This is a genomic window from uncultured Campylobacter sp., assembly GCF_938045535.1.
In the GTDB taxonomy this organism is placed as follows: domain Bacteria; phylum Campylobacterota; class Campylobacteria; order Campylobacterales; family Campylobacteraceae; genus Campylobacter_B.
The window spans coordinates 1-9,904 of record NZ_CALIMQ010000263.1 but is presented as its reverse complement, the minus strand read 5'-3'; the positions used below and the strand labels follow the sequence as shown (position 1 = coordinate 9,904).

Sequence of the window (9,904 nt, the reverse complement as noted above, 5' to 3'; positions counted from 1 at the left end):
ATTCGCTGCTAGACGGAGCCAACCGTATCAAAGAGCTAGCCAAAACCCTAAAAAAACAAGGCGTCAAAGCCGCAGCCATCACCGATCACGGCAATATGTTCGGCGCGATAGACTTTTATCAGACGATGAAAAAGCACGGCATCAAGCCGATCATCGGCATCGAGACCTACCTGCACAACCACGATGACATCGGCGATAAAAGCGACCGCCAGCGCTACCACTTGATACTGCTTGCCAAAAACGAGACGGGCTATAAAAATTTAATGTATCTTAGCTCGCGCGCGTTTTTGGACGGCTTCTACTACTATCCGAGGATCAACAAAAAAATTTTAAAAGAGCACAGCGAGGGGCTCATCTGCTCCTCGGCATGCCTAGCGGGCGAGGTGGAATTTCATCTAAATAGAAGCGAGCGAAATTTAAAGCGCGGCGCGGGCGGCTACGAAGCGGCGAAAAAAGCGGCGCTTGAGTATAAGGAAATTTTCGGCGAGGATTTTTACCTCGAGATCATGCGACACGGCATCGGCGAGCAGTTAAACGTCGATAAAGACCTCATTCGCCTCTCGCGCGAAATCGGCGTCAAGATCATCGCTACCAACGACGCTCACTATGCGCGCAAGGACCGTGCCAAGGCCCACGACGTCTATCAGTGCATCTCGATGGGCAAGACGATCAACGACGGCGACCGCCTAAAACACGTCGTTTCAGAATTTTACGTAAAAAGCGACGAGGAGATGAGGCGGCTTTTTGCCGACATCCCCGAAGTGATCGAAAATACCGCCGAGATCGTGCAAAAGTGCAATCTTAAATTTGCCTTCGACGAGAAGGACTATGCGCCGACGCCGCCGAATTTTAAATTTACGATCGAATACGCCGATAGGCTCGGGCTTTCGCTGCCGCAGCCGGACGAACGCTATAACTTTGCAAACGACGATTTTTTATTCGATCATCTGTGCCGCGAGGGGCTTAAAGAGCGCCTTAAATTTATCAATCCACAGAAACACGAAATTTATCGCGAGCGCCTGGAAAAGGAGCTTGCCATTATCAAAAACATGCATTTTTCGGGCTATATGGTCATCGTGCAGGATTTCATCAACTGGGCGAAGGATCACGACATCCCGGTTGGTCCCGGTCGCGGCTCTGCGGCGGGCAGCATCTGCGCGTATGCACTTCGCATTACCGACCTCGATCCGATCCCGTATAATCTGCTTTTCGAGCGATTTTTAAATCCGTCGCGTATCTCGATGCCCGATATCGACGTGGATTTTTGCCAGGCGCGAAGAGGCGAGGTGATCGACTACGTCATCGATCAGTACGGCAAATTTAACGTCGCGCAGGTTGCGACCTTCGGTAAGCTGCTCGCGCGCGGCGTCATCCGCGACGTGGCTCGCGTCTGCGATATGCCGCTTTCGCAGGCCGATAAGATGGCGAAGCTGATCCCCGACAAGCTCGGCATCACGCTCAAGCAGGCTTACGACGCCGAGCCGAAGCTGAAAGAATTTATCGACGCAGATCCGATCGCGCAGCAGGTTTGGGAGTTTGCGCTGGGCCTTGAAGGGCTAAATCGCAACGCAGGTATGCATGCCGCGGGAGTGGTGATCTCAAACGAGCCACTGTGGAACAAAGCGCCGCTATTTAAGCAGGATAAGGGCGAGGATGCGCGCCTAGTAACGCAATACACCAAAAACTATCTCGAGGACGTCGATCTGATAAAATTTGACTTTTTAGGTCTAAAAAACCTCGATGTGATCGATAATGCCATCAAGCTCGTCAAGCGCCGCTATAATCGCGACATAGTTTGGGAGGAGATAGACTTTAACGATCCACACACTTACAAAACGATTCAAAGCGGCAACACGCTGGGGATTTTCCAAATCGAGGGCGCGGGCATGCAGGATCTGGCGATGAACCTGCGCCCGGACCGCTTCGAGGATATTATCGCGATGATCTCGCTATACCGCCCGGGACCGATGGATCTAATCCCCGATTTTATCAGGATCAAACACGGAGAGCTAAAAGCAAGCTATATCTTCCCAGAGATAAAAGAAATTTTGGAGCCAACATATGGCATCATCGTCTATCAAGAGCAGGTCATGCAGATCGTGCAGAAGGTGGGCGGTTTTAGCTTGGGCGATGCCGATCTGGTGCGCCGCGCGATGGGTAAAAAGGATGAGAAGAAGCTCGCTCACATGCGCGAGCAGTATCTAAGCGGCGCCAAAGAGCTGGGCTTTGACGTAGCTAAGGCGGATGAGCTATTTGATCTGATTATGAAATTTGCCTCCTACGGCTTTAACAAATCCCACGCCGCGGCGTATTCGATGATCACCTTTCAAACAGCCTATCTTAAGACCTACTATCCGGCGGAATTTATGGCGGCGCTGCTTACTTCGGAGGAGGGCAATACCGATAAAATTTCAAAGTATATCGACGAGGCTAGCCGCCTGGGTATCGGGCTTTTGCCGCCGTCGATCAATCAAAGCTTAAGGGGCTTTAGCGTCGTGGACGACGAAAACTCCAAATCGGGCACCTCGATCATCTACGGCCTCGGCGCGATCAAGGGGGTGGGCGGTGCCGCGATCGAGAATATCTTAGAGCTTCAGAGCGAGGCTAAATTTCAAAGCATCGACGATTTTGCTTCGCGAGTGGACAATTTCCGCGTCAATAAAAAGGTCATCGAGTCGCTGATCTACGCAGGCGCGATGGATTGTCTGGGCAAGAGCCGATTAGCGATGATTCAAAATATGGAAAATATCCTAGACGTGATGAAAAAAATCACCGAGATTAAAAAGGATGCCGAGAGCTCGCTTTTTGGCGAGGATGAGGATATGACGAGCGGCATGAGCGTAAGCTTCGTCGATACCGATAAGGAATTTCCGCAGGGCGAAATTTTAAAATTTGAGCAGCAGACCGTGGGCGTGTATCTCTCGGGGCATCCGCTGGATGATTACAAAGAGGAGATGGAAGGTATCGACTACACGCTATCCTCGGCGTTTAGCGAGATCAAGGGCGATAGCGCCGAGGTGCTTAGCGTGGGGCGGATCGAGGATCTGTCCACGCGCATGACAAAAACGGGCAAAAAAATGGGGATTTTAAACGTGCTTGATCTGCACGGGAGCTTCGAGCTTGCGGTGTTCGATAACGCGCTAAAGACGATCGAAAACTTAAGCCCGCAGGAGCGGGAGCGCCCGTACGCCTTTATGATCAAAATTTCAAAAAGCGCAGTCGGCGGCGCGGCGTATCAGCTGTCGTTTCTTTCGATGATGAGCCTGCAAAACGCTCGAGATGCGAGCTTTCGTCCGCGCGCGGGAGTATTTTTGAGCGAAAATCCACTCAAAGCCTACGTCGCGCAGCTTGGAGCGATTGCACATACCAAATCGAACGAATTCGACGAACTGGTGGACGACGAGGACGCGAGCGTTAAAATTTTGTGCGTCGGCAAGATCGAAAACGTCCACACCCGCACGACCAAATCGGGTAAGCAGATGGCAAATCTTACGGTGCTTGATCTTGCGGGCAGCTTCGAGATGAGCGCGTTCGGTGATATTTGTGATGCGGTCACTGCGCTAACGGACGCGGAGTTGGAGCGCCCGATGGCGTTTTGGGCGCGGCTTAGCAAAAACACTAGCCCTTACGGCGGCAAATATCAAATCTATCTAGATGAAATTTTAACCCTAGATGCCGCGCAAAACATCGACGGCTACGCGCCTAGCAAGGTGCGAGGCTTTGGCGGTAGGGAGCGCGGAGGCTTTAACGGCGGCAATTCCGGCTCCAGCAGAAACTTTGGTGGCGAACGAGGTGGCAGCTTTGGCGGAGGAAATTTTGCTGAGCGAAGGGGCGGGTTTACTGCGGAGGATCCCGCCCTTAAGGCGCGCAAAGAGCGCGAGGCACAGCGAAAAAACGCGCAGGATTTCGAGTTTGAGCTAAGCTTAGGCGAGCTAAGTCGCGAGAAAATTTATAAAATTTACCATCTCGCATTTTGCGACACGGCGCTGAAAAACACCAAGCGGCTGATTCTGCGAATCCGCAACGGCAGCGAGGTGCTAGTTTATCCGACCGAATACATCGTGAGCGATAATTTTACCGAAAAGGTGCGCGAAATCATCGCGGCGTAGGCGGGGTAGCGGCTCTATCGCCACGCTAGGTCGGTTAAAATTTATTCTTGCTTGTTGCGCCGCACGTAAGAGGTATCTGAGCGCGCATAGAGCCTAGGCTTTGGCGCTGTTGCGATAAGAGACGACAATATTTTTGGCCCAAAGCTTGCCGCGTGCAAAATTTGCTGTGCTACATGTAAGAACCAAAACTATGTAGATCGTCCGCAATATCTAAATTTATTGCGTTTATTGTGGCGGAATTTTATTGTGCTCTCAATTTACAAAAAATAGACCGCTTTTGCTTTATTGCGTCGGCAAGGCTTATAGCGCGCCGTTTGAGTTGCCGTAATAATAGCTCGCCGTGCCTCGGTAGAGCATGAATTATGTTGCCGCGCCAGCCTACCTGTTGCATGATAAACGGCATGAGCGTTTTAAATTTCGAGCTAAATTTTTGCGAACAAAGCCTTACTTTGGCGAATCTCTGCGCAGCTTTAAAATTTTAAACTTTAGCGGATTTGAAATTTTAGGCATAGTTTTACTACGTAAAATTTTATCGCAGTAAAATTTCGCTGAGCAAATTTAGTAAAGTACGCAAAAACGGACTTAAGACGTGCAGAAAAAATCCGAAACAAAGCTGACCCAAGCAAACGGTGCCCGAAAAAATCAAGCTAGCGCGGACTGGGCTCGAGCCGGGCGTCGGGACGCAACCTGTCTTAAATCCAAAATTTATCAAAATTGTTAAACGGCTGTATTTGAAATTTTTCGCGCTGTATATATTGCTCGCGCTAAGCGTGTTTGTCCTGCCCGAAAATATAGGTGATAATGCTGCTTGTGCGGGCTTTGTAAGCCTTATGAAGCAGTTTTTCAAATGTCGCTGCAGCCAGGGATCGTCTTGCACGCGGGGCTTGTGGAGTTCTACGTCGCTGCGATGCGGACGGCTAGCATCTTAATTTTTGCGCAAGCTGCTTCCTATGCTTAAAGAGTAGCGCCGATTAAATTTTGCACGATTTTGAGCGGCGAAATTTAGCGAGTTGAAATTCAGAAATTCTGTTGTTTCCAAGCCACGGAAATTTGAGCTCAAATTTAGAGTTCGCGAGAATTTTAAATTTTACGGCATAAAATTGTGAAGTGGAATTTTGAAATTCTATGCCACAGAGTTTTAGAATTTCGTAGCGATAAATTTTAAAATTTTAGGCTGCGCGGCTCGACAGCGCTTCCGTTTCTTGATAAATCAAATTTGCAAGCTGGTTTAAATTTAAGAAGCGTGGTTGCCGCTATAAAATTCTATACGCAGCAGAGGTTTTTTAAACGACAGCGTGCCAAAACGGCGATGATCGCTCACGCAAAATACGCCGCTCTGGTCCCAAATACCGTGTGGCAGGGCAAGCAAGCGTTACGCGATCGTGCGGGCTAGTTTATCTCTTAAATTTAAAATTTCATCGCGTTTTAGCACGAAGCTGTTTTTGTTGGCGATGAGGTGCGCCGAGCTTTGCATTACGGTTTCTGCGGGCTGTAGGCCGTTTTGTTTCATCGTAGCGCCGGTCTCGACGACATCGACGATAGCATCGGCAAGCCCTATGAGCGGGGCGAGCTCGATCGAGCCGTAGAGTTTGATGATATTTACGGCGACCGCTTTTGAGGCGAAGTATTCGCGAGTGATGTTAGGCATTTTCGTAGCGATTTTTAGGCTCGGAGCGCCGTAGTTTAGCTGAGTGCCTGCATGTACGCCCACGCAGACGCGGCATTTTCCGATTTTAAGATCGAGTAGCGTAAGCACGTCGGGGCGATGTTCCTCAAGCACGTCAAGCCCCACTACGCCGATATCCGCCGCACCTCCCATAACGTAAGTAGGGATATCTTGGTTGCGGACGTAGAGGAATTTAAAATCGCCCTCTTGCATTATGAGTTTGCGATCCTCAAAGGCGAAATCAATCCCGAAGATGGTTTTAAAAATTTTAAGCGTATCGTCGGCTATGCGGCCTTTGGGAAGCGCTATGGTTATCATGCTAGCCCCTTTTTTGCGATTAAGCTTGCCATCGATTTGAAGATCAAATCCTTTTCATAGATCGAGTTGCGGAAATACCGCATCAGATAGGCTCCGTCGCCGCCCGTGAAGTAAATTTTATTATTGCCCGCGATGTTTTCGATAGTAAGCACGATAGGCTTTAAAATCCCGTAGTTTACGGCACTTACGGTCTTTTGTGGTAGCGGATCCAGATCAATATTGGTTGAAAGCGTCACGTCCAGCACCGGCGCGATGCTCGCGAAAGATTTTAAAAGCGTGCCGATACCGGGCATTATGAATCCGCCTAGGTGTGAGCTTTTAAACATCAAATCCACGGTGATCGCGCTGCCCGCATCGACGACGATGCCCGTCGCTACCGCGGAGCACGCCGCTATGCGGTCGATCCCGAGCCCGCGGTAGGCTGTTTTTAGCTCAAAGTGCGGCGCCAGATCGACAAACAGAGGGTTTTTCAGCTTTTTTTTCACGCTATCGTTTACGCTAATGAAAAAAATTTGCTCTTTCGGCTCGTACCGCATAAACTCCGCTATGGGCATGCTTTGCGTTACGCCGCCTTTATAAAATTTAACTCTGGAATTTCCTACGTCACACAAAAGCATAGAGGCTAAATCCGTTTTCTTTTAAAAATTTCGCGCTTTTAGAGCACATCTGTGAGTTGTAAAACAGCACGCGCTTTTTCACGACCTTGCCTAGGTTTGTGCTAATGTCGCTTGCGAGCGATAGCAGAAATTCCGCGTCGCGCATTACAAAGCGAGATTTTGCGTCGCGCATAAATAAAAGGACGTTGTAGCTTTTTAGATCCACGCCGAAATACGCGCCGTATGAGCGCGAGCGCGTGAAGCTAGCGATATCTAGCGTTTGGAATTTCTGAAGCAAGAGCCCTTCGCGAACGCAAAGTTTTGAAATTTTATCTAGCATCAAAATTTAAAATTTTATCGCCGTAGTAAAACGAGCTGCCTGCGATAAAGGACTTATCATCGAACTCGCCATTTAGCTCGTAGATCGCTTGTCCCTCTAAATTTTCGTCGGTGCGGATGACGTAGCCGTTGCGCTCGATGATATACAGATAGCCGCCGCTAAGTAGTGCGCCGCTAAACTGCGCGAAGGTAAATTTACGCGATTTGATCAAATTTAGCCCGCGATCGAGTAGCTCGACTCTGCCGTCTTTTAAGAAAAGATAAATTCTATCGCCGCTAAAAATCACGTCTTTGATGTCTACGTTATGGTTTTTATTGCCCGTAGGACTTACCAGCATTAGCCTAGTGGCAGTTACGGCATAAAGGTTATCGCCCTTGTTTTCTAAGGCGATAATGTTGTTAAAAAACGGCTGGTTGCTCACGACGAAATCGCGTGCCGAGCGCCCGCCTACGTCTTCTGCGATGCTGACTAGTCCGTCTAACGCAGGATAAGCGATAAGTTGGTTGATAAATAGCGGTGACGCCACGCGCGAATCGATTGCGAATGCATCGCCTACTTTATGATCGAGTACCACTGCGCCCGAGCTTAGCTTGATAAGCATAATCGAATCATCGCTCATCACTAAAGCCAAATCATCGCCGCGTATATTTGCACTTAGCGCTTGTCTGCCGAGGGCTTTTTCAAATTTTACGGCACCTGTGCTACCAACTACTTTAAGCGTGCCATTGATGTCGGTTACGACGAAATTTCCGTCATATTCGCCTAAAAATTTCTCACTTTTTAAGACTTTGAAATTTTTCACCAATCCGTTTTTAGAGATGACTTCGCCGTCTTTTAGCGTAGCACCATCTTTACTAATCGCTACGATTTCTGATGGCAGTGAGCCGTTAAATTTCATATCGCCTGTGATGTTTTCGTCGCTAGGTTCGAAATACTGGCGCTTCGTCGAGCAGCCCAAAAATAAAAACGATAGTAAAAGCGTAAATATCAGCGTTTTTTTCATTATTTATTGCCTCCATAGTGTTTCAAAGCAAGTGCGATTTGACGAACTGGCGAGTTGAGTGGAATTTTATCTAGCTCTGCGTGAGCTTGCTCGATTTTGCCCTCTTTTAGTAGGTCGTAGCCTTTGAGCAAAGAATCGTAATCGGCGAGTAGCACTCCGCCTTGTTTGCCGTTTTGTAGATTTATTATCTCTTTTAGCATAACATCGATGCCTTGGGTATTTTCTAGCGCCGCTCGCTCGTCTGCAGAGCCGTTTTGCAAAATATAAAGAGCGTATAGATTTATATCTTTTTGCTTAAGCTCGGCTAGCTTAGCGTCGTCGCGCTTGTTAAGCAGCTCGTCATAGATCGCATTAGCACTTGCTATGCGGCGATCGCTTAGAAATTCATTTGCGTAATATCCGATAAATGCTACGATCAAAACCGCAGCCAAAAATATCAGCGGCTTTTTGTATTTTTTTACGAAAATTTCACTTTTTATGACGCTTTCTAGAAACTGCTCTTCTGTGCCGATCTCTTTTTTCACGCCTTCGATGTCGTCTTTTAAAGCCAAAATTCAGTCCTTTATTTGAGAAAATCGGCGTAATTGTAGCATAAAAAATTTTAAATACCGCCTAAGATAAAGAATTTTTATGATATAATGTCGCATTTATCAGAAAAAGGAAAGTTATGATAATAGACGACGCCTTGCTAAGCAAGCTGGAAAGGTTATCTGCTCTTAAAATTCCAGATGCTAAGCGAGAAGAATTTAAAGGGCAATTAAATAATATTGTAGATTTTGTAGAAATTCTAAATGAGCTGGATTTACAAAGTGGCGAGGCGGCTATCACTACGCTGAAAGGCGGTACTCCGTTTCGCAAAGATATCCCACGCAAAAGCGACGTCGCAGAAAGCGTCTTAAAGCATGCTCCGCAGTCCGAAGGCGGTTACTTCGTAGTACCGAAAATCATAGATTGAAAGGAATTTTATGGAAGAAGTTCAAAGAAATTTAGTAGATATCGAAACCCTACTAAAAACCGTCGTTTTTAACAAAGCGAGCGACCTTCACTTAGTTTCGCGCTCGGCGCCTCAAATACGTATCGACGGAACATTGCGCCCACTTGCCATGGATCCGCTTAAGGGCACGGATATCGAGTATATCTGCTACGCGCTCATTACCGATGCGCAAAAAAGTGCGCTCGAGGAAAATAAAGAGCTTGACTTTGCGATCGAGCTTCCTAATATCGGACGCTTCCGTGGTAATTACTACTACACTATGAACGGCGATTTGGCTGCCGCATTTCGTATTATTCCTATCGATATTCCTAGCCTGGACGATTTAAAAGCCCCTACGATTTTTAAAGAGGTAGTTAAGCACGAAAAAGGCATGATTTTGGTTACCGGACCTACGGGTAGCGGTAAATCAACTACTCTTGCCGCGATGCTAAACGAGATCAACGAAAAAGAGCGCAAGCACATCATCACCGTTGAAGATCCGGTCGAGTTCGTCCATACCAATAAAAAAGCGCTTTTCTCTCACAGAAATATCGGCACCGATACCCATTCCTACGCTAATGCGTTAAAATTTGCCTTGCGTGAGGACCCGGACATTATCCTAGTTGGTGAGATGCGCGATAGAGAGACTATCTCGATTGCCATTACCGCTGCAGAGACCGGTCACTTGGTATTTGGTACGCTACACACCAACTCCGCGATGCAGACGATCAACCGTATTATTGATAGCTTTGATGGCGGCGAGCAGCTCCAAGTGCGAAATATGCTCTCCGTATCACTTACCGCGGTCATTTCGCAATCGCTTTTGCCGAAGCTTGGCGGTGGACGTATCGCGATCCATGAAATTTTGCTAAATAACAATGCCGTAGCGAATCTAATCC

8 protein-coding genes are annotated in these 9,904 nt (G+C 47.9%); 3 read left to right on the top strand and 5 right to left on the bottom strand.

Features of this window, described 5'->3' with window-relative positions; all coding sequences use genetic code 11:
• On the top strand, positions 1-4,109 hold a 4,109-nt coding region (gene dnaE, locus Q0095_RS08290), incomplete at its 5' end, for a DNA polymerase III subunit alpha (protein WP_297883056.1).
• Positions 4,110-5,481: 1,372 nt separating this feature from the next.
• Here the strand turns inward: dnaE and hisG are convergent.
• From hisG to Q0095_RS08265, 5 genes are read right to left on the bottom strand one after another with little or no spacing between them, the layout of a single operon-like run.
• Entirely contained in the window at positions 5,482-6,093 is a 612-nt protein-coding gene (hisG, locus tag Q0095_RS08285; RefSeq protein ID WP_297883054.1) for an ATP phosphoribosyltransferase, read from the bottom strand.
• Entirely contained in the window at positions 6,090-6,710 is a 621-nt protein-coding gene (locus tag Q0095_RS08280) for a type III pantothenate kinase (protein WP_297883052.1), read from the bottom strand. Before Q0095_RS08280 ends, hisG begins: the two co-directional genes overlap by 4 nt.
• The gene (locus tag Q0095_RS08275; RefSeq protein WP_297883049.1) at positions 6,697-6,987 is read right to left on the bottom strand and encodes a hypothetical protein; all 291 of its coding nucleotides are present in this window, start codon (positions 6,985-6,987) and stop codon (positions 6,697-6,699) included. The genes Q0095_RS08280 and Q0095_RS08275 overlap by 14 nt, the downstream gene beginning before the upstream one ends.
• A 31-nt stretch (positions 6,988-7,018) precedes the next feature.
• The gene (locus Q0095_RS08270; RefSeq protein ID WP_297883047.1) at positions 7,019-8,032 is read right to left on the bottom strand and encodes an L-seryl-tRNA selenium transferase; all 1,014 of its coding nucleotides are present in this window, start codon (positions 8,030-8,032) and stop codon (positions 7,019-7,021) included.
• A complete protein-coding gene (locus Q0095_RS08265; protein WP_297883045.1) occupies positions 8,032-8,583 on the bottom strand; it encodes a hypothetical protein in 552 nt (183 codons plus the stop codon). Before Q0095_RS08265 ends, Q0095_RS08270 begins: the two co-directional genes overlap by 1 nt.
• A 116-nt stretch (positions 8,584-8,699) precedes the next feature.
• Between Q0095_RS08265 and gatC the strand changes: the two genes are divergently transcribed.
• A complete protein-coding gene (gene gatC / locus Q0095_RS08260) occupies positions 8,700-8,987 on the top strand; it encodes an Asp-tRNA(Asn)/Glu-tRNA(Gln) amidotransferase subunit GatC (RefSeq protein ID WP_291939991.1) in 288 nt (95 codons plus the stop codon).
• Positions 8,988-8,997: 10 nt separating this feature from the next.
• Positions 8,998-9,904 (top strand): PilT/PilU family type 4a pilus ATPase (locus Q0095_RS08255; RefSeq protein WP_297883042.1); only part of this gene is annotated, 907 nt, incomplete at its 3' end.